Raw genomic sequence first — 23,738 nt, 5'->3', positions numbered from 1 at the left:
ATCGAGGACGTGCAGCAGGTGTCCGCGCTGTTGACGATGGTGGCGGTGGAGTGGGAGTTCCTGGACAGTCGGGGGCAGGCGGTGCCGGGGGAGCGCGCGCGACCGCCGACGGACCTCATTGGCAGACGGAGCCTACGGTTTGCGGGCGAGGAGCCCGACGAAGGTGTGGTAGGTGTCGGTCTGCACCGTTGCCGGTGCATCTGGCTCTGGGCGCCACTCGGCCAGCGGCACCAGCCCCGGCTCCAGCACCGTCAGCCCGTCGGCGAACGAGAGGATCTCCTCGTCGGTACGCCAGCGGCCGGTGCCCAGCGACTCGTTGAAGACCCGCTCGACCTCGCGGGCCTTGCGGGAGCCTTCCGGGTCTCGCTCGCCCGGGTCGCGGAAGTGCGAGATGGCCACGTAGCTGCCGGAGGGCAGCGCGTCGATCAACGCGGCCGCCACCGCCTTCGGGTCCTCGTCGTCGCCGAGGTGGTGCAGGATCGCGAAGAGCAGCAGCCCGATCGGCCTGTCGAAGTCGAGGAACCGGCGTACGTCCGGGTGGTTGAGGATCGCCTCCGGCTCACGGATGTCCGCCTGGATCACCGTCGCGGTGCCCTCCGCTGCGAGCAGGGCCCGTCCGTGCGACAGAACTATCGGGTCGTTGTCCACATAGACCACCTGAGCCTTCGGGTTCTGCTCGGTGGCGACCTCGTGCACGTTGCCCTGGGTGGGCAGCCCCGAACCGATGTCGAGGAACTGGTCGATGCCGGCCTCGCTGACGAGGAAGCGAATCACTCGACGCAGAAAGGCCCGGTTGGCCTGGCCGGCTGCCGGCCCGTCCGGTGTGATCCGCAGAGCGTGCTCGGCGACCTTCCGGTCGGCCTCGAAGTTGTCCTTGCCGCCTAGGAAGAAGTCATAGACCCGGGCCACGCTGGGGATGTTGGGGTCGATACCGGGGGGTGCCGCCTTGTCGCGGGTCACAGGCGTCTCCGTTCGATGGGGATTGGCGCAGGTCGAGGTCTGCGGCGGTGCCGGCGTTCCGGCGAGTGTAACGATCGCGAGGATCGAATTTTGCCCCACTGGTATCGCTCCCAGTGAATCGTCCCCTCGGTATTGGCGACACACCGGGTCGCGGCCGGCAGCCGACCGCGACCCGCCCCGCCCGAGCGACGCGGCCCCGGTCTCAGGAGCAGTTCTTGCCCTTGTTGATGCAGGTGGCGATGCGCTGCATCGTCTGGGCGGAGTTGACGTTGACGAAGTCGTTGTGGTCGGAGAAGGGGTTGTGGTTCTCCTCGGGGAAGGAGTCGAGGGCGTACTGGCCCTTGACCTGCACGTCGCGGGCGATGTCGTAGGCCACGGTGATCCGCAGTTGCGGGATCGCCCGGAAGCCCTGCGGGCAGGCGCCGGTGGCCTTGTCGGCGAACGCGACGTGGTTGCGGTGGTTGTCGCTGTCGACGTTCCGGCCGTCCCAGCAGCCGGGGAAGTCGTGGACGCGCTGCACCTGACTGCCGGCGGGGCAGATCGGGTACTTGTCGGAGAGCCGGTCGGTGAAGCCCGAGCAGGTCCAGGTGGCACGGGCGTTGGCCGGGCCCCGGCTGGTGGGCTTGGCGTCGCCGGTGAGGGCCCGGAGGAACTTCGGCATCGGCACCACAGCGCTGACGGGGTTGCCGCGGTACTCGATCAGCACCTGCGCCGGGCGGACGATGCCGCCGGTGTTGCCGGGCAGCTCAAGGTTGGGTCCCTGCGGGTCGGGGAGCGCAGCGGCGGCGGTGGTGGGCGCGCTACTCGGTGCCGTCGGGGTGCTGGGGGCCTGGTCCAGCGTGCAGCCGGCGAGCGCTTCGAGACCCTGCGGGCGGGAGGCCTGCCGCCCGATCGCGGTGGCGATCCGGTTGAGCACGGCGACCCGCTTGGCGCGTAGCGGTCCGAGGATGGCGTTGTCGACGAACGCCGGTCCGCCCTGGCCGCGACTGGTGACGAGGCGTTCGTTGGCTTCGGAGATCTGCCGGTCGAGGTCGTCGAGGTTGCGGTTCACCTCGGCGAGCGCACGATCGGGTACGCCGGGCAACCTGTCCCGCACGGCCGGGCACTGGATTCGCGGATTCGCGGCCTGGGCTGCCTCGACGCTCTCCCGGTGGGCGCTGCCGGGCATCCGGGCGTGCATGTCGTCGTAGCTGACGTCACAGTCGACAAGCGAGACCAGGCCAGGCTGGCTACCGCCGGCGGTGGTGATCGTGGTGCTGATCTGCTTGATCATCGCGGCGCGGCGGGCCCGGAGAGAGTCGATGACCTCCCGGTTGAATGCGGCGTCGATGCGGCCCCGGCTGGCGGTCATCCGCTGGTTCGCGGCGGCCTGCTGGCGATCCAACTCGGCCAGCAGACGGTCGACGGTGCCGCGGGCCCCGATGGGGATGGCCCGCAGCCGTTTGCCGACCGAGGGGCAGACGACCATCGGCTGGGTCTGGGCGAGGGCCTGCTGGACCTGCTTGCCGCCGCGGACGGTCTTGTCGATACGGACCACCGGCCAGAAGTAGGACGACTTGTCGCCGTTGCGGCAGGTGGTGCCGGAGGCGTCCAGATCGGCGTCGGAGGAGTTCGCGGTGATGGCCAGGTTGCCGACGAAGTCGTGGACGTGTTCGGCGCCGTTGCGGATGCCGGGCTGCGCCACCGGATTGTCCGGGCTGAACTTGCCGTTGCCGTTCGTGCCGCAGTCGACGGTGAACCGGCCGGTCGACGCACCGGCGGCCGGCCTCGGGTTCTGCACGTTCGGCGGCACGTTCTCGATCGACACGAACTGGTCCAGGCTGGTGGCGGCATCCGCGGTGCCCTTGCCACCACTGGAGACGAAGGTGGCGGTGAGCGCGCCGGTGGCCGCCAGCACGAGCGCGGCCATGGCGATTCGGGCCGGCCGGGTCTGGACCAGTGCGGTCCCGTTCTTTCTGCGGTTCATCGGAATCTCCTCAAAGCCGGAAAGGGCTCCGGTGCTGTGCTGTCTCCCCTCGGTACGGGCCAACGGGCGGTCAACGGTCAGCGGTCACCCTGCACGTCACGGTTCGGTAAGAAGTCGGGCATGAGCCGCGCCGATCACCGGCCGAGGCGTGAGACACGTTGGCGATCATCGATCTGTTGCGGCATCGTCGACGTATGACAGGCGTTCGCTCGTCCTCGCTGTTCCGCCGTCTGCGGCCGGGCCTACTGGCTGCCGTCGGGCTGTGGACTGCGGTGCTCGGCACCGCTCTGAGCGGCGCACCGGCGGCCGACGCCGGCACCATGACGCCCGCCGCGTACCCGGGGGTCGCCCCAGCGCCCGGAGGGGCCGCGGTGTCCGTCGCAGCGCCGGCCGGAACCGCACCGCCAACGCCGACGCCGACAACGCCGTCCAGTACGCCGAGCACCTCGCCCGTCCTGCCGAGTGCGCCCACGAACCTGACCGCCAGCGAGGTCCGGAGCGCGTCGGTCACCCTCACCTGGACGGCCGCCACGTCCGGCTGCTGCGCCATCGCCGGGTACGACATCACGTACTACCAGGAGTTCGGCGACATCGTCTTCAGCGCCAGCGTCGGGGCCGTCACCAGCACCACGATCACCCGCTCCCTCGGGGCGGGCCAGCAGTACACGTTCCGATTGATCGCCCGGGACAGCCTCGGGCAACGCTCGAACTGGTCGAACGCGCTGACAGTGGTCACCCCGGTGACGGACACCGGCCCGGACACCACCCCGCCGACCGCGCCGCAGAACCTGACCGTCGGCGAGGTGACCGCCTCGACCGGCACGTTGTCCTGGTCGCCGTCGACGGACGACGTCGGCGTGTTCGGGTACAACGTCTACCGGTTCGACGGCTGGTTCACCTCGCAACTGGTCGCCACAGTGCCGGGTACGACGTACACGACGCCGCTACCCGCGTCGACGCCGCTGCGGAACCTGTACTACGTGCGGGCGCGGGACGCGGTGGGCAACGTGTCGATCGCGTCGAACACTGTCACTCTGCCCACGACGACGACCACTCCGACGCCCCCGCCGCCCTCGACCTGCCGGGTGACCTACCGGAACCAGTCCGAGTGGCAGGGCGGTTTCGTGGCCACGGCGACGGTCCACAACGCCGGGGCGGCACCGATCGACGGCTGGGCCGTCACCTTCAGCTTCCCGGGAGACCAGCAGGTCACCTCGGGGTGGAACGCCACGATCGGCCAGACCGGGACCACAGTGACCGCTCGTAACGTCGACTGGAACCGCGTCCTCGCGCCGAACGGCTCCGCGACCTTCGGCGTCCAGGGACGGTGGAGTGTCAGCGACGCGCCGCCGACCGGCTTCTCGCTGAACGGCGCTTCCTGCACAGTGGGCTGAAGGGGCCTCGTGAACACACATCCGGCCACACCCCACCATCGCCGCGCGCGTGCCCTGCTCGGGGCCATTGCGACCGGCCTCCTCGTCGTCGCCACCACGCTCGCCGCTGGGCCCGCGCCCGTCTCCGCAGCGAACACGCTCACCATGCGGGGTGCCGACGTCTCCTCGTTGCAGCGCAGCCTGGATCTCGGCGCCAAGTACTACGACGCCGGCGGCGTCGCTCGGGACCCGCTGGACATCCTGAAGTCCGTCGGCGTCAACTACGTCCGGCTGCGCGTCTGGAACAACCCGATCAGCGGATACAACAACAAGAGCGCGGTGTTGGGTCAGGCGAGGGCGGCCAGGGCGAAGGGCCTCAAGGTGCTCATCGACTTCCACTACTCCGACACCTGGGCGGACCCTGGCAAGCAGTACAAGCCAGCCGCCTGGGCCGGCCACAGCCTGAGCCAACTGCGTACCGACGTCTACACCTTCACCTACGACGTCTGCTCAAGCCTGCGGGGGCAGGGCACCCCACCGGACAGTGTGCAGATCGGCAACGAGATCAACGTCGGGATGCTGTGGAACGAGGGCAGGGTCGTCAACAACGACTTCGCCCCGCTGGCCGGGCTGCTGAAGCAGGGCTACAACGCCACCAAGGCGTGCGGCAGCGGCATCCCGGTGATGATCCATACCGCAAACGCCGACAGCAACGCCAACGCCCGATGGTTCTACGACGGCATCCGCGCCCAGGGTGTGCAGTGGGACATCACCGCCCAGTCGTACTACTGCATGTGGCACGGCAGCCTGGCGAACCTCTACAACAACATCGTCGACCTGCGCACTCGCTACGGCAAGCCGGTGGTGATCGTGGAGACCGCGTACCCCTTCACCCGGAACAACGCGGACAGCGAGCCGAACGCCATCGGCGACGCGACCTGTGACGGCATCAGCGCGACCTGGTCCGGGCAGGCCCAGGAGTTCGACTGGGTGCAGAACACCGCCCGCAACGCGGGTGCCATCGGCGTCTTCTACTGGGAACCCACCTGGTACGCCGTCCGCGGCAACGGCTGGGACCCGGCCAACATCAACGGCACCGGAAACCAGTGGGACAACATGGCCGTCTTCGACTGGTCCGGGCGGGTGAACCCGGGCGTACGGTGGACGCCCTGACCCTGCGCCGGGCGCGCGGCGACGGTTCCTGGCCTCTGCCAAGACCGCTCGGGCAGCGGCCACGATCCGTCGCCGAGCACCTATCGGGCGGCGGGCGCGAATCAGCAGGTGACTACCGCAAGGAGTGGCGTCCCTAGTTGCGCAGAGGTCGTCACCGGTGAGGCGGATCGAGACGCGCGAGGTGCGTCTCCTGCTGGGTGACAAGGGGGGGTACGCGCTCGCTCTCGGGCTATCCCGATCGAGCTGACGCGATCCACGGATGCCCGGGGACAACGGCGCTCTCCAGCGTCCGTGGGTCGATACTCCACTGACCGGCGAGCGTGAGCACGGTTTCCTCATCCGGCCACGGCGACGTCTCGTCATCGTCGCCCCACGGTTCGTCCTCGTCGTCGGAGACAGTCACGACTCCGAGCGCCTGCTCCTCCAGCGTGCGTTCGCCGACGTCGAACAGCACCTCGCCGCGTTCGCCGAGGTAGGCGAATGCTCGCTCCACCACGCCGCCCCTGGCGCGCCCCCACCCGTGATATTCGACGACGCGATGAGTGCCGAAGTACTGCACCTCACCGAGCAACTGGCTGAGCGCCGCCAGCCAAGGGGTGAATCGGTCGTCTTCGGGTACGGGAACGTCCCTCGAAGCGGCGAGCGTCCACCGGTCAAGCGGCGGCGTGAGCAGCCACTGGCCTTGGTCGTCATACGCAGCGGTGACCGCATCACGCCAGGTGGCGGGAGTGGGACGGCTGAGGTTCAGCGCGGCCGCGACGGCATCGGCGTCGCGGTCACGTATGGCGAGCCAATCAATCTTGTAGCCGAAGCCGAGCGCTGCGTCGGGTGCCATCAGCGGTTGAGGTAGGCGGTCAGGCCACCGAGTTCCTCGCTGGCGATGAACACCGACCGCACGTTGAGGATGGCCTCTTCGACGTGGGCGGGGCAGCCCCACGCCGCGTCGCCCCACGAATCGGCGATCTTGACCTCGGCCGGCGCGGTGCACCCGGCGGCGCCGCCGAGCTGGCAGTGCTCGGGGTGCGGCGCGGCGGCCTGCGCGACCGCGGCGGCACGCATCTGGGTGGCGAGTTCCGCGGCGGCAGCGGCGCGCTGCTCGGCCTCGGCGCGCAGTTCCCGCTCCACGCGCAGCACCTTGGCCAGTTCGTCATTGGCCGACTTGGCGCGTGCCTCGGCGGCGAGCTTCGCCTGCTCGATGTGGTGGCGCTCGATGGCCAGGGCTGCGGTGCCGGCGAAGAGCCGGGTCAGGGCGAGGTCGGTGTCCTGCGGGACGCGCGGGGTGCGGTGATACATCGCGAAGGTGCCCAACAGGCCGCCGTCGCGGGCCAGGATCGGCGTGGACCAGCAGGCGGCCAGTCCGGCCTGGTCGGCCAGGTCCCGGAAGTCGTCCCAGAACGGATCGGTGGCGATGTCGGTGACGATGACGGGTTCGCGCCGGTGGGCGGCGGTGCCGCACGAACCGACACCTTCGCCGGTCGCGATGCCGTCGATGGCCTGGTTGTAGAAGTCGGGCAGGCTCGGTGCGGCGCCGTGGCGCAGGTGCCGGGCGTCGGGATCGGCGAGCAGGACGGAAACCAGCACCTCCTGCGGTGCGAGGTTCTCGATACAGCGGGCCATCCCGTCGAGCACCTCGGTCAGGGGTGCCTGACGGGCGATCTGCTCCAGCAGGGCACGGTGTTCGGCCATCAGCCGTTGGGCATGCTTGACCTGTGTGGTCTCCACGCCGAGCACACGGATCCCGGTCACGTTGCCGTCGGCGTCCCGCCGCGGCTCGTAGGTGAAGTCGAAGAACGCCTCCCGCGCCTGCGGGCCGCTGCCCAGCACGACCCGGACGTCACGGCCGGTGTACGGCTCACCAGTTTGAAAGACCTGGTCCAGGAGCGCGATGAATCCCTGACCGGCCAGTTCGGGCATCAGCTCGGCGATCGCCACCCCGACCCGTGCCCGCTCTTCGCCGATGCTGGCGAAGAACGCCGGGTTCGCCGTCTCCACCAGGTGCGACGGCCCCGCCAGAGACGCGAAGACGGCGATGGACTGCCCGAACAACGCCCGCAGGTCCTCCTCCGCTGGTTGCTCGGCAGCCGCCGAACCCGCAGCAGCAGTAGACCGTTGGCCTGGTACGGCGGTCATGGTGTGGGTCTCGCCTCTCGTCTGCGCATACGGGATCGCCGGTGGTGTCACCCGTCGGTGATGGGGGCCTCGGTGCGGCGGGAGTTGGCTGAGGCCACCGCCGGTGCAGCGTACCCACCTGCCCGACCTTCAGGTCCTACCCACCAACCAGGCACCGCAACCCGTCGCCCGAACAGCCACCAACCTCAACCCTGAAGCGCCGCAGTCAGCAGATCGCTCGTGGCGTCGTCGAAGGCGACAAGGCGAACACGCTCAACCTTCGTCGGCGTTGCTCTGATGGTCGAGACTGCGATCTTCGCTGCCTGGTCGGCCGGGAATCCGTACACGCCGGTGGCGATGGCGGGGAAGGCGACGCTGCGAGCGCCAATCTCATCGGCAACCTCAAGGCTGCGCCGATAGCACGACGCCAGGACGTCAGCCTCGCCGTAGCCGCCGCCTTCCCAGACCGGGCCAACGGTGTGAATGACATGACGTATTGGTGGATCCAGGTCAAAGGCTGGCGTGGCAACCGCATCGCCGGGATCACACGGAGCCAGTGCTGCCCCCGCCTGGGCCAGACGCGGCCCCGCCGCACGGTGAATCGCCCCGTCGACACCGCCGCCACCCAACAGCGACTCGTTCGCTGCGGTCACGACGGCGTCGACGTCCTCGCTGGTGATGTCGCCACGAACAACTTCGACCACAGGCATGGCTCGATGATGCCACCAGTCGGAGGTCAGATCAGGGCTGCGGCGAGGGCGCGGAACGCGTCGGCGGGGAACGTCTTGTCGTCGCCGCCGTTGAGCACCTGGATCGCCACCTCGTCCGCGCCGGCCTGGTAGTGCTTCTCCAACCCCGCCACCACCTTCTCGACGCTGCCCCACGGGATCAGGGCGTCGACGAGGCGGTCACTGCCGCCGTCGGCGAAGTCCTCGTCGGTCCAGCCGAATCGCCGCAGGTTGTTTGTGTAGTTCGGCAGTGCGAGGTACCCGCTCGTGTACTGGCGGGCGGTGGCGCGCGCGGTGGTGGCGTCCGCGTCGAGGACCACAGCGACCTCGGGGGCGAGCAGCCGGTCGGGCCCGATCGCCGCTCGGGCTTCCGCGGTGTGCTCGGCAGGGACGAAGTACGGGTGCGCCCCGGCGGAGCGGTCGCGGGAGAGTTCGAGCATTCGCGGGCCCAGTGCCGCCAGGATGCGTCGCTCGGGCGAAAGCCCGGCCGCGTCGAGGCCGTCGAGGTACTGCACCATCCGCGAGTACGGCTTGCGATAGTCGGTGCCGCCACTTTCCACCACCACCGCGTGGCTGGCGCCGAGACCGAGCAGGAACCGGCCGGGATGCGCCTGCTCCGCGTCCTGCGCGAACGCCGCCGCCTCGGGTGGCGATGAATGCCAGATGCTCACGATCCCGGTTGCGACCCCGATGCGCGTGGTCCCGTCCAGGAGTTCCCGGAAGCGGGGGGCGACGTTCTCACCGAAACCACCGGAGAACCAGATACGTGAGTAGCCGAGATCCTCCAACTCGGTCGCGGCGTCGATGGCCGCGCCCCGACTCTCGCTGGCCAGGAAGAACGGTTGCCACACGCTGACGAGTCGTTGTGCCATACCGCAACCCTACGACCGATCGGCCGCTGACCGCGTCAGCTAGCGCTCCCGAGCCCGATCTGATCTGACCGGGCCGTCGGCAGAGTCCGTGGCCCCTAACCCGAGGCGATCCACGGTAGCCTCGCGGCATGGGTTCAACCTCGTCGACGACCATGCGGCTCAGCCTGATGTGGATATCGACGGTGCTCCTGCTTGTGTTGTTCGCGCACGGACTGCGTGTCGAGTACCTGCCGATCGAGGCGCTAACCGGCAGCGTCTGGGCCGCACTCCTCGGCACGGGCGCAATCCTGTCGAGCAGGTTGGCCAGGTGGGGGCACGGCAAGAGTGCCACTGTGCTGCTGTGCGTTGCGGCCCTGGTTGCCTGCGATGTGGCGGTCGTCGTCGACAGTGCGTTGATCTACGACGGGGCCGGTTATTGGACGCTCAACGGTGGTGTCGGCCTGCCGTACTCATACGCGCCGTTGTGGTATCCGGCCTCGCTGCTGCCGTGGTTCGATGTCTTCGGCATCGACCAGACGGCCATCACGGCGGGCGATCTCGAGTGGCAGGCCGAGCACGTCGCTCCTGTGGCAGTGGTGCTGACCATCGCGTCGGCCCTCTTCATCGCCTTCGTGGCGAAGGGGCTGTTCGGGGGTTGGCAGGCCAGCCCGCAGCGTCGGCTGGTGCGCACCGATCCCTGACTCACGGCGTCAGGCCGGCCTGGATCGCCAGGATGGCGGCTCGTACGCGATCGCGGCTGCCGGTCTTGGCCAGCACGTTTGTCACGTGGGTCTTGACGGTGCTCATGGACAGGTAGAGGCGTTCGGCGATCTCGTTGTTGTTGAGCCCCGCGCCGATCAGGGCGAGCACGTCGGTCTCCCGAGCGGTCAGCTGGTAGGCCGCCAACTCCACGCGGGTGGCCGGCCCGGTGGCGCGGACCCGGTCGAGCACGGCACCGGTGACCTCGGCGGAGAGGACCGCCTCGCCGGCAGCGACGGTGCGCACAGCGGCGATCAGGTCGCGGGCGCTGGACCGTTTGAGCAGGAACCCTCGTGCTCCGGCGGCGATGGCGTCCAGGACGTAGGCGTCGTCGTCGAAGGTGGTGACGACGATGACGGCCGGGGCGTGCGGGATCGTGGCCAGCTCGCGGGTGGCTTGCAGGCCGTCGAGCACCGGCATGCGGATGTCGACGAGAGCGACGTCGATGCGGGAGTCTCGACGTACGGCGTCGAGGAACTGCCGGCCGTCGGCCGCCTCGGCCGCGACCTGGATGTCGGGTTGGGACCGCAGGATCAGGCTGAAGCCGTCCCGGACCAACTCCTGGTCGTCGGCGATCGCGACGCGGATCATTTGGTCGTCAACGGCAGGTTGGCCTGCACCACGGTGCCGCCGCCGGGGCGCTGGCTCAGCTCCCAGCTCCCGCCGCGCGCGGCAACGCGCTCCCCGATGCCGAGCAGACCCGAGCCGCTCGTGGGTGCGCGGGGCGGCCCGACGCCGTCGTCGCTGATCCGCAGGCGGGCGTGGTCGCCGACGCGGGCCAGTTCGACCCACGCCTCTCGGGCTTTCGCGTGGCGGGCGATGTTGGTGAGGGCCTCCTGGGCGATGCGGTAGGCGGTCAAGACGCCGATCTCGTCCAGGCCCGGCTCCGGGTCCAACTGGACCCGCACCGTCACGCCCTGCTGGCGCAGTGGCTGGGCGAGCAACTCGTCGATGTCGGACAGGCGCGGCGGTGCGCTCACCGCTATCGACGCGTCCGGATCGCGCAGGTGCACGACCAGCGTGTCCAGCTCGCTCAGTGCGGTGCGGCCACTGCCCGCGATCGCCCGCAGCGCCGCCCCCGGGTCGTCACTGAGCTGCCCCGCCTCGGCCTGCACCACCATCGCGGTGACGTGGTGGCCGACCACGTCATGCAGCTCGCGGGCCAGGTTGGTGCGCTGTTCGAGCCAGGCGGCCTGGCCGCGCAGGTCGTCCGTTTCCCGGGTCAGGGCGCGGCCGCGTGACCACGATCGCAACAGGATCGCCAGGAGGTAGCCGGCCGTCACGAAGAAGAAGGGCTGCTCGTACACCCCGCGCTCGTTGAACAGTGCGGTGGTGAGGGCGCCCGCCGCGCCGATCAAGCCACCCACCCACCCCAGCCACGGGTGTCGGGCCGGGTCCTCGCAGACCGAGACGAACACCAGGCCGGCGGCCGCGAGGCCCAACTGCACCGACTCGCCGGTGCTCACGATCGCCACGAACCCCGCGCAGACCGCGAAGACCAGGGTTCGGTAGTGGGGGCGCAGCGCCGTGGCCCCGAGGCCGACAGGCAGCACCAGCCAGGCCCAGCCCGCCGGCACGGAGACGCCGTCCTCGACTGTGGTGACCACGGCGGCGATGATCAGACCAACCGCACCGTACGCGAGCCGGCGCACCCGCTCGGGGTCGCGCAACCGTTCGCGGATTCCAGTCGTCATCCGCACAGTCTCCGTGACCAGCCGGAGGGCCGGCCAGTACCCAGGTACCGAATCGGCCGGCACCCCGGTACCGCCCTCGGAACCAGATCGGCACCGCGGCATGTTCCGCGAAAACGCCTGCCGGACGACTCTTCAGAGGTGACTCTCGTCGACTCCCGCGCCGCCATCACCGTCGGCCCGCTTCGTACGGTTCCCAACTACATCACCGCCGTTCGCACGGTCGCCGCTGTCACCGTCGGTATCGTGGCCCTCGTTTCCGGTTCGGTGGCATTGATGGCGATATCGTACGGTATCTACTGGCTCGGTGACGTGCTCGACGGCTGGGCCGCCCGCCGGCTCGGACAGGAGACCCGCGCAGGGGCCGTCTTCGACATCGTGAGTGACCGCGCGTGCACCGCCGTACTCTGCGTGGGCCTGGTCTCCCTCGTGCCGGACGTCGCTGTCGTGGCAGTTGTCTTCCTGCTCTCGTTCCTGGTGCTGGACACCATGCTGTCGCTGGCGTTCCTGTGCTGGCCGGTGCTCAGCCCCAACTACTTCCACCTCGTCGACCGGCGGGTGTGGGCGTTGAACTGGTCACCAGTGGCCAAGGTCGCCAACACCGCCGGCGTCATCAGCGCCATCGCGTTCGGGCAGTACCTGCTCGCGCTGGGCGTCGCCGTCGCCGTCGTCGTGGTCAAGCTGTGGTCGGTCGCAGCGGTGGTCCGGCTGCTCGAACGGGACGGCCGGGCATGAGCAGCCTCGTCGAGGCCGTGGTGGCGCTCGGCTACGGTGTCGCTTCGGCGCTCGTCCCGATCGTCAACGCCGAGGCCTTCGCCGTGGTCGCCGGGCAACGCGGCGGCCACGCTCTCGTCGCCGTGGTGGTCGCCCTGGCGCTCGGGCAGACCGCCGGCAAGCTGCTGCTGTTCGAGTCGGCGCGTCGCGGATCGGGGCGACTGGCCCGGAAGGTCGCGAAACGGGGCAAGAAAGGTCGCGCGGCGACTCGGGCCGCGCGGTGGACCGAGCCGATCCGACGCTGGCTCTCCCGCCGCCGCACCGCCCTACCGACAGTGCTGGCCTCCGCCGCGGTCGGGGTTCCACCGTTGGCCGTCGTCAGCCTCGCCGCCGGCACCGCAGGCCTTCGACGCTGGGAGTTCGCCGTCGCCTGCCTTTCCGGGCGGGTGATCCGTTTCGCAGTGCTCGTCCTGCCAGCGGTGCTGGCCTGACCGCGGCTCCCCGGTCAGAGGAGCCGACCGTCGTGGGCGAGCAGGGCTATCTGGGTGCGGTTGTCGAAATCCAGCTTGGTCAGGATGTGCGAGACGTGGGCCTTCACAGTCGTCACGCTCATCAGCAGCTCGCTGGCGATCTCGGCGTTGGAGCGCCCCTGCGCGATGGCCAGCACGACGTCGCGTTCCCGGGGCGTGAGCACTGCCAACCGTTCGTGCGCCTGCTCGTAGGACTCGGCCCCCGACGCGACCCGCTGCATCAGGCGGCGCGTCACGCCCGGAGACAGCATCGGGTTGCCGGCCGCCACCGCACGGACCGCCTGACTGATCTGCTCGGGCGGGGTGTCCTTGAGCAGGAAGCCGCTCGCGCCTGCCCGGAGGGCTCGCACCACGTGCTCGTCGGTGTCGAACGTGGTGAGCACGATGATCTCGGGTGGCCGGTGGCGGCGGCGCAGGCGCTCGGTGGCGGTGATGCCGTTGACGCCGGGCATCCTGATGTCCATCAGCACCACGTCCGGCAGGTGCCGGTCCACCGCCCTGATCGCCGTGGCACCGTCGGCGGCCTCGCCCACCACGACGATCCCGTCGGCGCCGTCGAGCATCAGCGTGAGCATCCCCCGTACGAGGGGATCGTCGTCGACGATGACGACCCGGATCGAACCCGTCACGTCGGCCACGGCAGCCACGCGGTGAGGTGGAACCGGCCCGCGGCGTCGACGTGGTGGGTGACCCGGCCACCGGTGAGCGCAGCCCGTTCGGCGAGGCCGATCAGGCCGGTACCGGCGCTACCGGTAGCGCCGCAGTCGGGCGTGGTCGGGTTGCTCACAGCGATGCTCAGGCCGGAGCCGGGCGCGCCGCCGAGCACCAGCCGGACCGGCTGACCGGCGGCGTGCTTGCGGGCGTTGGTCAGTGCCTCCTGCGCGATCCGGTACGCGGTGCGTCCAACCGTCGGGGGGATCTCGACCGGCGGGCCGAGCGGGTCGTCGACCTCGATCTGTTGCCCGGCAGCCCGCGCCTCGTCGACCAGGCGCGGCAGGTCGTCGAGGGTCTGCCCGGGTGGCGCGTCGGTCGGCGACTCGGTGTCGTCGCTGCGCAGCAGGGTGATGACCTCGCGCAGCTCGTCGAGGGCATGGTGTGCGCTGGCCCGGATCACCCCGGCGGCGGCGCTGAGCCGCTCGGGCGGCGCGTCCGGCCGGTACTCCATCGCGCCAGCGGCAGCCGCCAGCAGGGACAGCCGGTGGGCAAGCACGTCGTGCATCTCCCGCGCGATCCGGTTGCGTTCCGCCGCCCGCGCCTCGTCGACCCGTCGTTCCTGCTCCTGCTCGGCCCGCCGGGCCCGGTCCCGCAGCGCCGCCAGCAGGGCGTTGCGGGCCTGCGCCCAGGTGCCCCAGCCGAGCAGGGCCGCGTAGGCGATGGTCATCAGCACCAGCCGCCACCCGTACGGCAGGCTGGACACCGGCCGCCAGAGCGCCTGCACCGCCTCGCCCGCCACGCCGACCGCCGCCACCGCCGCCGCCTGCCGAAACGGGCGGTTGCGGGCGATGAACAGCACCGCGAAGCTGGCCACCGGCGTGGCCACCGGAGACAGCGCGACGAGCAGGCCGGCCAGCACGCCACCGATCTGCGGGCTGCGGACGACCACCGGGACGAGGGCCAGGGCGGCCACCGCCAGCGCGACGTCGACGCCGACCAGGCCGGCGGAGCTGGACCGGGTGGCGGACCACAACATGGTCGCGACGAGGGCGCCGATCGCCACTGTCGTCACTACCACCGGGACGGAACGCCACGTCCGCGGCGGCTTGACCTCGCACGTCGCCGCATCCACACGGCGCACGCTACTGGGCTCACGGCCGCCCGGACCACCTCCTTTGGTAGTACGCCGAGCCGCCAGCGGACGTACCCGCCGCGGCGTCTGGACCGACGCGTCCGGCCCGGCCCGGTCCACAGACTCAGACCATGACGAACAACCTTCTCCTGGGACGGGCCGCTGTGGCGGCCGGCGCGATTGTGGTGGCGGTGGTCGAGTTCGCGCTCCTGCACTCGGCGGCCGGCGTCGACCTGGCGGTCAGGTCCGCAGACTCGACCCGGCAGGTCACTGTGGCCGCTGTCATCGTGGCCACCGCTGTCGCGGCACTGGCCGGCTGGGCACTGCTCGCGGTGCTGGAACGCCGTACCAACCGCTCCCGCGTCTGGTGGACCTCGATCGCTGTCGTCGTCCTGCTGCTGTCACTCGTGACTGGGCCGCCGAGTGGCGTCGGCGGGGGAGCGAAGGCTACCCTCGCGCTGCTGCACCTGAGCGTCGGCGTCGTCCTCATCATCGGTCTGCCCCGGTCGCGCCCGGGACGGGCGAGCCGATGACCACGCCCACCGTTGGAAAACAGGACGGTGTCTTCGCCCTCGACTCCGGGCCAGGTGCTCAGACGATGCGACGGAGCACCGTCTCCACAGCGTCGATCAGCGGATCACCCTCGGTCCGTGGGTGCCGGGCGAGACCGAACTCGACGTCCGGCAGGACGGGCAGGGCAGCCGTGTCACGGCAGATCATGACCGGTTCGAGGTTCGCGGGCATCAGCGCCGCCACGCCGAGCCCGGCCCGTACCGCGGCGAGCACTCCGACCAGGCTGTTGCTCTCGAAGGCCACCCGCCAACGTCGATCGGCACGCTCCAGCGCGTCCAGCACCGACGTACGCCAGGAGCACGGGTTGGAGAAGAGGACCACCGGCAGCGGATCGGCGGTCACGTCCACGCCCTGCCCGGTCGCCCAGACCAGCGGGGCGCGCACCGTCCAGCGCGGCGGCCCGGGAATGTCCGGTACCGCGTCGAGCACGAGTTGCACGCGGCCTGCGTCGTAGGCCTCCCGCATGGCGGCGTTGGAGCAGCTGAGCACCTCCAGCGTCGCCCCGGGATGCAGCCGGGCGAGGTCGGCGAGGGCCTGCGGAAGGTGGGCCGCGGCGAGGTCTTCGAGCAACCCGACGCCACAGTGGCCGGTGAGCGCGCGTCCGGTTTCGGCGAGTGCCTGTGCGGAGAGCGAGAGGATGCGTTCGGCGTACGGCAGAAGTTCTTCGCCCGCCCCTGTCGGCGAGACACCAGACGACGACCGGTGCAGCAGCGGACGACCGACGACGCTTTCGAGCTTGCGTAGCTGCTGGCTGAGACCGGGCTGGGTCTGCCCGAGAGCGGTAGCGGCACGGCTGATGCTGCCCTCCCGCACGGCGGCGACGAACGATCGCAGCAGGGCGGTCTCCAAGTCCCTTGCCATAAGCAATCATTATGCCAGCCTCAACGAAATGGCGTCTTCTTATGGCATGCGGGCGGAACTAGCGTCAATCGGGTGACCAGCTACCGGCAGGTGCTCGCCGTGCCAGGGATGGCGCCGCTGCTGGGTGTCTCGTTGCTCGCCCGCACCGCGATAACTGCCGACGTGATGGCGCTGACCCTCGTCGTCGTCCTCGGCCTGGAGCTGAGCTACGCGGCAGCCGGTGGGGTCGCGGCGGCCCTGACCGCTGGAGTGGCGCTGGGCGGGCCGCTGCTCGGCCGCATGATCGACTCACGGGGCCTGCGCCTCGTCCTGCTGGTGACCGTCACCGCGCAGGTCGTGTTCTGGCTGGGCGTGCCGGTCCTGCCGTACGGGTTCCTGCTGGTCGCCAGTTTCGCGGCGGGCCTGTTGATGGTGCCGGCCCAGGCGGTGAGCAGACAGGCGATCGCCGCGATGACGACGGCGCAGCAGCGCCGGGCCGCGTTCGCGCTGGAATCGGTGCAGGGCGAACTGTCGTACATCGTGGGGCCCGCGGTGGTGATCCTGGGCGCGGCGACGGTGTCCCCCGACGTGGTGGCGTGGGGGGTCGGCGCCGCGATCCTGGCCGGCGGTGTCGGCATCGCCGCGCTCAACCCACCGATGCACGCTAAGGACGAGGCGGACGCTGCCGCTGCGGACCGACCCCCACGCCAGCAGTGGCTGGACGCCAGGATGATCGCCGCGCTGACGATGGCGTTCGGGACGACGACGCTGCTCAGCGGCGTCGATCTCGCCATCGTCGCCACCCTGCGGGAGGCAGGTCAGGTGTCCTGGGCCGCCGTGGTCGTCGTGGTGTTCGGCGTCTCGTCGGTCATCGGCGGGCTGATCTACGGCGCGTTGACCCGACCACTGCCCACCTGGCTGCTGCTCGCCCTGCTCGGGCTCGTGACGATCCCCGCCAGCCTGGCCCACGAGTGGCAGTGGTTGTGCGTGGCCGTCGTCGGCAGCGGACTACTCACCGCGCCGACCCTTGGCACGGTGGCCGACACGGTGAGCCGCCTGGCGCCGCCCGGAGTGCGCGGCGAGGTGACGGGTCTGCAATCGTCGGCGCAGAGCGCCGGGTTCGCACTCGGCGCCCCGCTCGTCGGCGTGGCGATCGACCTCTCCGTGCCGGCGGGCGGTTTCGCGACGGCTGGCCTTGCCGGCCTCGCCGCCGCGGGCACCGGATACCTGCTGTCCCGCCGCTCACCCGAACGGACGGCGGTGCAGTCCTACCACCCCGGCCCCGTTGATCTGAGGCACTGAGCGGGCGCTGGACCAACTGTCCTGGTCGAGCCAGCCCGGTGGATCGACAGCAGGAACGCGCTCACGCGGTGGACCGTTCGCCGGTCCCACGCGAAGCCGGGGGACGGGCGCCGGTCGGCTCCGGCGCGACGACGCGGCCGCGATGCGCGTCCACGGCGAGCAGCGCGAGGGCGGCCAGCGTCAGCAGCCCGCCGGCGAGCGCCAGCGGGCCCGCCCCCGAGGTGGGCAGGAGAGCACCGCCGAGCAGTGATCCGCCGGCGATGCCGGCATTGAAGGCGGTGCTGACCCCGGCCGACGCGATGTCGGTGCTGCCCGGGGCCAGTTGCAGCATCCGGTTCTGCACCGCGGAGCCGAACGCCGCGTACGCGAGGCCGATCCCGGCGAGAAGCGCGACCACGCCCGGCTTGAGCGCGCCGAGCGCGTAGAGCCCGAGCAGCGAGGCCGTGCCGATGGCCAGCGGCGTCAGCAGCGAAGCGATGGGTCGGGTGTCCAGAGTCCGGGCCGCGACCAGGGTGCCGACGACGCCTGCCGCGCCGGAGACGAACAGCAGCGGCGCCAGCACCGCGTCGGCGAAGCCGCTGACGTCGAGCAGGAACGGTGTCACGTAGGTCTGCAGGGTCATGAAGCCGCCGATGCCGAGGGCGGTGGCGATCAGCAGGACGGCGAAGCGCCGGCCGTCCGGTGCGCTGCCCCGGGCGGCGCCGCCGGCGGCCGGGGGATAGGAGGGGAGAAGGAGCAGCACCGCGGCGGCGATCGCCACACCGATCCCGGCCAGCACAGCGAACGCCGCGCGCCACCCGGCTTGCTGCCCGAGCCAGGTGCCGAGGGGTACGCCGAGCACCGGGGCGAGCGTCGCCCCGGTCGCGAACAGCGCCACCGCCCGACCGCGCACCGCGACCGGGAACGGCCCGATCACCGTCGCCGTGGCGACGGACCAGAACAGCGCCTGGGCGAGGGCGGTCACCAGGCGGGTGCCGGCCAGCACGGCGTACGTCGGCGCGAGCGCGGCAGCGGCGTTCGCGGCGGCGAACAGGAGCATCGTGACGCCGAGCAGGTGCCGCCGGGGGACCCGCTGAGTCAGTCGGGTCAGCGGCACGGATGCCAGCACCACCACGACTGCGTACCCACTGACCAGCAGGCCCACCTGTGAGCGGGACCGGTCCAGATCGGGTGCGATGCGGGTCAGCAGACCGACGGGCAGCAGCTCGGTCGTGATGAACGCGAACGCGGCGAGGGAGAGCGTGACGAGCACGGCCCTGGCCCTTCGCGGCGACACCTCCGGTGCCATGGCCCACCCCCCATTCCAGGGGGTCACCGTAATGGAGGGCCCTACCCCCGCTCCGCGCGCGGGCCTCGGCTGCCGTCGACCGGATCGGCTGGCCGGGCCGATCGCCGCGGTCGACGGCCGGCCCTGTGGTCAGGATCGCGTCCGGAACGCGGCAAGGACGGCGCGGATCTGGTCGGCCGCGCCCCAGTCGTCGTCGAACTGGGCCAGCACGGCGAGGTGTTGTCGCAGCTGGATGACCGGCATCCGGGCCTCCCAGTCGGCGTCGAGCGAGGTCAGTTCGGCGTAGACCTCGAACATCCGTCGTGCCTCGGGCGGGGGCGAGGTGGACCACACGTGCGCGAGGTCGACCTCGGCCCACATGTACGACACGGCCGGGTCGATCAGCGCCGGCTCTCCTTCCGCGGTGGCCAGGACGTTCTGTGCCCACAGGTCGCCGTGCGTTAGACAGGCGGGACGCTCCGGCAACAGGTCGGGCAGGCGGTCGCAGAGCCGCTCCAACGCCGACCGGTCCTCCGCGTCGAGCGCCGCCTCGACGCGCGGCTCGTCGAGCCAACGCAGCAGCCGGTGCTCTGCGAAGAAGGCGAAGCCGTCGTCGTTCCACGTGTTGACCTGGCGGCGACGGCCCAACCAGTTGTCGTGGTGCCAGCCGAAACGGAGATGGGTAGTACTCAGGTGCAGGCGGGCGAGCAGGTGTGCGAACTGCTCCCAGAATGCCTCGCTGCGCGGCCTCTCACTCAACACCGACAACACCAGGACGTCCCGATCCGCCAGGATGACCTCGGGTGTCGCCACACCGCCCAACTCGCGCAGGGCGGCCAGCCCTTCGGCCTCGGCGACGAAGACGTCGTCGGCCGGCGGGTTGTCGAACGCCTTGACGAACACCGGCGGGGCGTCCCGGCGGGTGGCGATGCCCGCGAGCGCCGCGAGCCCGCCGGACACCGGCTGCACCGAGACGACCTCGCGCATACCGGCCAGGCGCAGACGCTCCAGCAGGGTCACCTGACGCTCCTCAGGGCCGGCGTACGAGGGTCGCCCGATCCTATGTGGTCGGTTACGGCTCGCCCTGCCGACGGCTGGGGTGATGGACACTGCTCGGCATGGGTGACATGTCGGTGGATCAGCAGCGGCTGGAGCGGACCGTCCAGGAGTTCGGTGCCCGGTGGACCAGAGACGCCGCCGACATCGAGACCTACCTCGCCGCACAGGTCTCCGACGCCAGCCACCGTGAGGTCGTCGGCCCGCTACGTGCCGCCAGTGGAGCCAGTGGTGTCGTCCGAGTCGGCGATCGGGAGGTCGCGGCCTGGGGCGACCCGGACGTCCCGGAGATGGCGTTCAGCGTCACCAAGTCGGTCGTGTCGGTGGTGGCCGGTCTCGCCTTCGACGACGGGCTGTTGGTGCCGGACCAACCGGTGCACCAGGTCGTCGACGTTCCCGAGTTCCGGGGGCCGCACAACGAGCAGATCACCTGGCGTCATCTGCTGCAGCAGTCGAGCCAGTGGGAGGGCGAGCTGTGGAGCAAGCCGACGGCCGTCGACGCGCAGAGCTTCCGCGAGCGGACCGAGGTGCACGGCACACCCCCGGGACAGGGGTGGGCGTACAACGACGTACGGATGAACCTGCTCGCGTACGCGCTGACGCTGCTGTTGCGCCGGTCGCTGCCGGAGGTGCTGCGGGAGCGGGTCATGGACCCGCTGGGTGCCTCCGACCGGTGGTCGTGGCACGGGTACCGGACGAGCGTCGTCGACCTGGACGGCCGCCGGGTCGAGGTGGTCTCCGGCGGCGCGCACTGGGGCGGGGGACTGATCGTCCCGGCCCGGGACCTGGCCCTGATCGGGCAGCTCTTCCTGGACCGGGGGACCCATGCCGGGACCCGGCTGCTCAGCGCCGAATGGGTCGACCAGTCCTGGGCTCCGTGCCAGGTGAAACGGGAGTACGGCTATCTGTGGTGGCTCAACGATGAACAGGTGCCGTGGCCCGGAGCCCCGACGACCGGCCGCAGCGCCCGGGGCAACGGCGGACGACACCTGCTGTGGGTCGACCCGGCCCGGGAACTCGTCCTCGCCTCCCACTGGACCGAAGAACCGCTCGATCTGATCCGCGAAGTCTCCCGCACCGTCACGAGCCCCACCGGTTGACGAGAGTTGATCCACCGGTAGCCGCGGTCGAGAATCGACGTCGTGGATTTGCCTCAGGACTGGGTCTCGCTGCTGGGCGAGCTCGACCGGCAGGTGTCGTCCGGGCGGCTTTCACCGGACACGGCGGCGTTGCCCGAGCTGATGAGTAGCTACGACGTGCCGGGGGTCAGCATCGCCGTCGGCCACGTGAGCGGGCAGGTGTGGGCGGCAGGGTTTGGCGTCACGGCGGTCGGGAGGTCGACTCCGGTGACCGCGAGCACCGCCTTCGCGGCCTGTTCGATCAGTAAGCACGTCGCGGCGTTCGGAGCGCTGCGACTGGTCCAGACCGGTGTCCTGGACCTCGACGCCGACATCGGCGAGTACCTCACCTCGTGGCACCTGCCCGGCCGTGAGGACCAGCAGGAGGTCACGGTACGACAGCTGCTGGCGCACACTGCCGGGCTGTCCGACACCTGGTACCGCGGCTACGCCACGGATCGCGCCCCATCGCTGTTGCAGGTCCTGCGAGGCAGCGGCGCGACGACCACTCCACCGGTTCGGCCGACAGTGTTACCGGGTAGCCGCTTCCGGTATTCGGGCAGCCACTACTCGGTGCTCCAGCAGCTGATGGCGGACACGACCGGAACTCCGTTCGAGGATCTCCTGCGAGATCTGGTGCTGGAACCGCTGGCCATGACCGACAGCAGCTTCGACCAGCAGTTTCCGCGCCAGCGACCGGATCAGGTGGCGCATGGCCACCACGGCGGGGGCACCAGGATTTCTGGCGGCTGGCGAACGCAACCGGAGCTGGCCGCGGCAGGACTGTGGAGCACCCCTACCGATCTGCTCCGGCTCGACCTCGAAATCGCCCGAGCCGTCTCGGGACGTTCGAAGCTGCTCGACAGCGATCTGGCCACCCAGATGTGCACACCGCAGATTCCGGGCGGCAGCTACGGGCTCGGTACCGAACTCGACGACAGCGCCGAGCGTCGACGTTTCGGCCACACCGGGTTGAACGTCGGCTACACCTGCTTCTCCTACGTCTGGCCCGACAGCGGCGCGGCCGTCGCGGCGATGACCAACTCCGAGGATGGCTGGGAGCTGTTGGTCAGCGTCCGCGCCGCCGTGGACCGTCGGTACGCCACCACGAGGATCACCCCCGCGCCGCCTGCCGACGTGACGGGCCGCTACGTCCTGCGCGACGACTACCCGATCGACATCGCCCTCACCGACGGCCAACTGACCTTCGCCGCCTCGACCCAGCAACCGGTTGTCCTGCTGGCGGAGCCGGACGGTAGCTACCGACACCCGGACCTCGATCTGGAGATCCGGTTCGTCCGGAGCGATGATCAGCCCTTTGTCCTCGAACTACGTCAGGAAGGGGTCACACAGACCGCGAGGCCAGTAACCGAGCCACGTCCGTCAGGGCCGGTTGTGGACGAACCACGCGTCACCGGCCGGTAGGGCGACGGCGACCTCCCATTGACTCAGTTCGAGATCCGGGGCGAGCGCCTTGAGCTGTCCGGCGGCAACCCACGCCTCGTCACCCGGCGTCGGGCGACGACCCACCTGGAACTGGAGCATGGTGTCCCACGATGCGACCAGGCGGGCGTCCCACCGGTGCCGCCACTGCGCCAGCACCTCGGCGAGCTGCTGGCGCTCTTCCTCGGTGAGCGCACCGTAGAAGTCCACCCAGTACGTCGAGGCGCGGACATCGCTGGTGGGAAGCAACATGAGCAGGACGCTGTCCGGCGTGTACCAGTAGTCGGTCTGCGTCACGAGCCGCACGTTGCCGAGTACCTGGGCGTGCAGGTCGGCGTCGGCGAGCAGCCTGTCGTACAGCGCCCGCTCCAGCACCGGGAGTGGTGTCGGCAGCACCATGTCCGGCACCAGGGCGGTCAGGTCGATGCCGGTCGTGCCACGCGTGTAGAACTCGATCTCGTCCTCGTCGACCTGCTGGTCCTCGCTGTAGTGGCGGTAGGTCAGCCAGGGTTCGGAAGACGCCGCCGCCTCGACGAACGCGTGCAGCTCCGTCTCCGACGGACCCTGCTCGGGCTCGGACCGGATCGTCAGTGCGTCGTCGAAGTCGTCGGTGACCATGACGGGCCGGCGTCCGATGACCGGCACCAGCGCCTCGGCGGCCTGCCAGAACTCGTACAGACGGTCGGGGTCGACGCCGGCGACGAGGATGGTGCCCGACGGGCCGTGCCCGATCGGCAGGCCAGCCAGTGGCGTGCCCAGGAAGGCCGCTTCGATCTGCTCGAGGTCGTCTCGCACGCGGACAGCTTTGCCGATCATTCGAAGTGGTCGGCCAGCTTCGTCAGCTTGCTGACATACGCCGGCCAGTCGTAGTCGTCGGGGATGTTGCTGTTGGTCCGCCGGAGGCCGACCGCTGTGTCGTGCTGCTCGCGCATGATGTCGGCGTGACCGGCGTGCCGGGCCAGATCGCAGGTCACGTGGATGATGATCCGCTGTAGCGTCACGTCCTGCCGACCTGGCCGCCACCACGGCACCTGCCCCGGGGCGTCGAGTGGTAGCTCGTCGATCGTCTGGTCGGCGAACGCGCCGACCCGGCGGTACAGGTCGATCAGCCCGTCCTTCGTCTCGTCCTCACGGGCATACCAGTCTGCCTGCGGGTCCTCGTCGAACGCCGCCATGGGGACCAGCTCGTCGGGCGTCGGGAATTCGCGACCGAACGTGGGCCCGAAGTAGCCGGCTTCGACATTGAGGCAATGCTTGAGCGCACCCAGCAGGTTGTTGCCGGTTGCCGTGCGGGGCAGCCTGGCCTCCCGTTCGCTGAGTCCTTCGAGCTTCCAGATGAGGTCTTCGCGGTTCTCCCGGAGGTAGCTGTGCAGCGCGGCCTTCGCATCGCTCAGATCAGCCATGCGCTCGCCGCGGAGGTGTTGCCGGACTCGACGATGTCCTTCGCGATGATCGCGTCGGGGATGTTGAGCCGCTTGGCGATGCCGTCGATGATCCGG

Annotated in this window: 24 protein-coding genes and 1 pseudogene; 9 read left to right on the top strand and 16 right to left on the bottom strand. The window is 70.4% G+C overall.

The features are described 5' to 3' along the window. Positions 1–132: 132 nt before the first annotated feature. Both AB0C20_RS24440 and AB0C20_RS24435 read right to left on the bottom strand, forming a co-directional pair. Positions 133–960 carry an SAM-dependent methyltransferase gene (locus AB0C20_RS24440; protein ID WP_328650256.1) on the bottom strand — a complete coding sequence of 276 codons (828 nt, stop codon included), beginning with the start codon at positions 958–960 and terminating at the stop codon, positions 133–135. Positions 961–1,162: 202 nt separating this feature from the next. Next, complete coding sequence (locus AB0C20_RS24435) at positions 1,163–2,926, bottom strand: DUF1996 domain-containing protein (RefSeq protein WP_357181647.1); 1,764 nt, start codon at positions 2,924–2,926, stop codon at positions 1,163–1,165. A gap of 194 nt (positions 2,927–3,120) precedes the next feature. Between AB0C20_RS24435 and AB0C20_RS24430 the strand changes: the two genes are divergently transcribed. Next, on the top strand, positions 3,121–4,320 hold the full coding sequence (locus AB0C20_RS24430) for a cellulose binding domain-containing protein (RefSeq protein ID WP_357181650.1): 1,200 nt from the start codon (positions 3,121–3,123) through the stop codon (positions 4,318–4,320). 9 nt (positions 4,321–4,329) lie between these two features. After that, a complete protein-coding gene (locus AB0C20_RS24425; protein WP_357181653.1) occupies positions 4,330–5,472 on the top strand; it encodes a glycosyl hydrolase 53 family protein in 1,143 nt (380 codons plus the stop codon). A 229-nt stretch (positions 5,473–5,701) separates the two neighbouring features. On the opposite strand, the gene AB0C20_RS24420 is transcribed toward AB0C20_RS24425, so the two are convergent. The 4 genes from AB0C20_RS24420 to AB0C20_RS24405 form a co-directional block, all read right to left on the bottom strand. Further along, on the bottom strand, positions 5,702–6,307 hold the full coding sequence (locus tag AB0C20_RS24420; RefSeq protein WP_357568806.1) for a hypothetical protein: 606 nt from the start codon (positions 6,305–6,307) through the stop codon (positions 5,702–5,704). After that, positions 6,307–7,602: a GAF domain-containing protein gene (locus AB0C20_RS24415; protein ID WP_357181660.1), complete on the bottom strand. Its 1,296-nt coding sequence runs from the start codon at positions 7,600–7,602 to the stop codon at positions 6,307–6,309. Before AB0C20_RS24415 ends, AB0C20_RS24420 begins: the two co-directional genes overlap by 1 nt. Before the next feature lie 185 nt (positions 7,603–7,787). Beyond that, positions 7,788–8,291, bottom strand: a complete 504-nt coding sequence (locus AB0C20_RS24410) for an O-acetyl-ADP-ribose deacetylase (RefSeq protein ID WP_357181663.1) — start codon at positions 8,289–8,291, stop codon at positions 7,788–7,790. A 26-nt stretch (positions 8,292–8,317) separates the two neighbouring features. Continuing rightward, entirely contained in the window at positions 8,318–9,181 is an 864-nt protein-coding gene (locus tag AB0C20_RS24405) for a TIGR03620 family F420-dependent LLM class oxidoreductase (protein WP_357181666.1), read from the bottom strand. A gap of 152 nt (positions 9,182–9,333) precedes the next feature. Between AB0C20_RS24405 and AB0C20_RS24400 the strand changes: the two genes are divergently transcribed. Continuing rightward, entirely contained in the window at positions 9,334–9,861 is a 528-nt protein-coding gene (locus AB0C20_RS24400; RefSeq protein WP_357181669.1) for a hypothetical protein, read from the top strand. Position 9,862: 1 nt separating this feature from the next. Here AB0C20_RS24400 and AB0C20_RS24395 read toward each other — a convergent pair whose 3' ends face one another. Next, the gene (locus AB0C20_RS24395) at positions 9,863–10,510 is read right to left on the bottom strand and encodes a response regulator transcription factor (RefSeq protein ID WP_112585182.1); all 648 of its coding nucleotides are present in this window, start codon (positions 10,508–10,510) and stop codon (positions 9,863–9,865) included. Then, positions 10,507–11,613 (bottom strand): sensor histidine kinase, encoded by a 1,107-nt coding sequence (locus AB0C20_RS24390; RefSeq protein WP_357568805.1) that lies wholly within the window; start codon positions 11,611–11,613, stop codon positions 10,507–10,509. Before AB0C20_RS24390 ends, AB0C20_RS24395 begins: the two co-directional genes overlap by 4 nt. Before the next feature lie 138 nt (positions 11,614–11,751). On the opposite strand from AB0C20_RS24390, the gene AB0C20_RS24385 reads away from it, so the two are divergent. Together AB0C20_RS24385 and AB0C20_RS24380 are read left to right on the top strand one after the other, a co-directional pair. After that, on the top strand, positions 11,752–12,345 hold the full coding sequence (locus AB0C20_RS24385) for a CDP-alcohol phosphatidyltransferase family protein (protein ID WP_357568804.1): 594 nt from the start codon (positions 11,752–11,754) through the stop codon (positions 12,343–12,345). After that, positions 12,342–12,815, top strand: a complete 474-nt coding sequence (locus AB0C20_RS24380; protein ID WP_357181677.1) for a VTT domain-containing protein — start codon at positions 12,342–12,344, stop codon at positions 12,813–12,815. Before AB0C20_RS24385 ends, AB0C20_RS24380 begins: the two co-directional genes overlap by 4 nt. Before the next feature lie 14 nt (positions 12,816–12,829). On the opposite strand, the gene AB0C20_RS24375 is transcribed toward AB0C20_RS24380, so the two are convergent. Together AB0C20_RS24375 and AB0C20_RS24370 are read right to left on the bottom strand one after the other, a co-directional pair. Next, positions 12,830–13,492 (bottom strand): response regulator transcription factor, encoded by a 663-nt coding sequence (locus AB0C20_RS24375; protein ID WP_357568803.1) that lies wholly within the window; start codon positions 13,490–13,492, stop codon positions 12,830–12,832. Beyond that, on the bottom strand, positions 13,480–14,640 hold the full coding sequence (locus AB0C20_RS24370) for a histidine kinase (protein ID WP_357181683.1): 1,161 nt from the start codon (positions 14,638–14,640) through the stop codon (positions 13,480–13,482). Before AB0C20_RS24370 ends, AB0C20_RS24375 begins: the two co-directional genes overlap by 13 nt. Positions 14,641–14,771: 131 nt before the next feature. On the opposite strand from AB0C20_RS24370, the gene AB0C20_RS24365 reads away from it, so the two are divergent. Further along, complete coding sequence (locus tag AB0C20_RS24365) at positions 14,772–15,173, top strand: DUF6069 family protein (protein ID WP_357181686.1); 402 nt, start codon at positions 14,772–14,774, stop codon at positions 15,171–15,173. Between the two features lie 58 nt (positions 15,174–15,231). Here the strand turns inward: AB0C20_RS24365 and AB0C20_RS24360 are convergent, their stop codons facing one another. Next, positions 15,232–16,074 carry a LysR family transcriptional regulator gene (locus tag AB0C20_RS24360; RefSeq protein ID WP_357181689.1) on the bottom strand — a complete coding sequence of 281 codons (843 nt, stop codon included), beginning with the start codon at positions 16,072–16,074 and terminating at the stop codon, positions 15,232–15,234. 72 nt (positions 16,075–16,146) lie between these two features. On the opposite strand from AB0C20_RS24360, the gene AB0C20_RS24355 reads away from it, so the two are divergent. After that, a complete protein-coding gene (locus tag AB0C20_RS24355) occupies positions 16,147–17,355 on the top strand; it encodes an MFS transporter (protein ID WP_357568802.1) in 1,209 nt (402 codons plus the stop codon). A 61-nt stretch (positions 17,356–17,416) separates the two neighbouring features. On the opposite strand, the gene AB0C20_RS24350 is transcribed toward AB0C20_RS24355, so the two are convergent. Then, positions 17,417–18,643, bottom strand: coding sequence for an MFS transporter (locus tag AB0C20_RS24350; protein ID WP_357568801.1), 1,227 nt, complete (start codon positions 18,641–18,643; stop codon positions 17,417–17,419). Between the two features lie 129 nt (positions 18,644–18,772). Then, complete coding sequence (locus AB0C20_RS24345) at positions 18,773–19,642, bottom strand: fructosamine kinase family protein (protein ID WP_357181695.1); 870 nt, start codon at positions 19,640–19,642, stop codon at positions 18,773–18,775. A 98-nt stretch (positions 19,643–19,740) separates the two neighbouring features. On the opposite strand from AB0C20_RS24345, the gene AB0C20_RS24340 reads away from it, so the two are divergent. Together AB0C20_RS24340 and AB0C20_RS24335 are read left to right on the top strand one after the other, a co-directional pair. Continuing rightward, positions 19,741–20,778, top strand: a complete 1,038-nt coding sequence (locus AB0C20_RS24340; protein WP_357181698.1) for a serine hydrolase — start codon at positions 19,741–19,743, stop codon at positions 20,776–20,778. Positions 20,779–20,820: 42 nt separating this feature from the next. After that, positions 20,821–22,221, top strand: coding sequence for a serine hydrolase domain-containing protein (locus tag AB0C20_RS24335; protein WP_357181701.1), 1,401 nt, complete (start codon positions 20,821–20,823; stop codon positions 22,219–22,221). On the opposite strand, the gene AB0C20_RS24330 is transcribed toward AB0C20_RS24335, so the two are convergent. The 3 genes and pseudogenes from AB0C20_RS24330 to AB0C20_RS24320 all read right to left on the bottom strand — a co-directional run. Continuing rightward, positions 22,180–23,034 carry a DUF4253 domain-containing protein gene (locus AB0C20_RS24330; protein ID WP_357181703.1) on the bottom strand — a complete coding sequence of 285 codons (855 nt, stop codon included), beginning with the start codon at positions 23,032–23,034 and terminating at the stop codon, positions 22,180–22,182. The two genes, AB0C20_RS24335 and AB0C20_RS24330, sit on opposite strands and share 42 nt — an antisense overlap. A gap of 17 nt (positions 23,035–23,051) precedes the next feature. Beyond that, complete coding sequence (locus tag AB0C20_RS24325; RefSeq protein WP_357568800.1) at positions 23,052–23,642, bottom strand: DinB family protein; 591 nt, start codon at positions 23,640–23,642, stop codon at positions 23,052–23,054. A gap of 2 nt (positions 23,643–23,644) precedes the next feature. Further along, a pseudogene (locus tag AB0C20_RS24320) lies at positions 23,645–23,738 on the bottom strand (hypothetical protein); the annotation flags it as partial.

This window comes from Micromonospora sp. NPDC048843 (assembly GCF_040649965.1).
GTDB classification, from domain to species: domain Bacteria; phylum Actinomycetota; class Actinomycetes; order Mycobacteriales; family Micromonosporaceae; genus Micromonospora; species Micromonospora hortensis.
The sequence above is the reverse complement of the archived record's forward strand: the minus strand, read 5'-3'. Positions and strand labels throughout refer to the sequence as shown.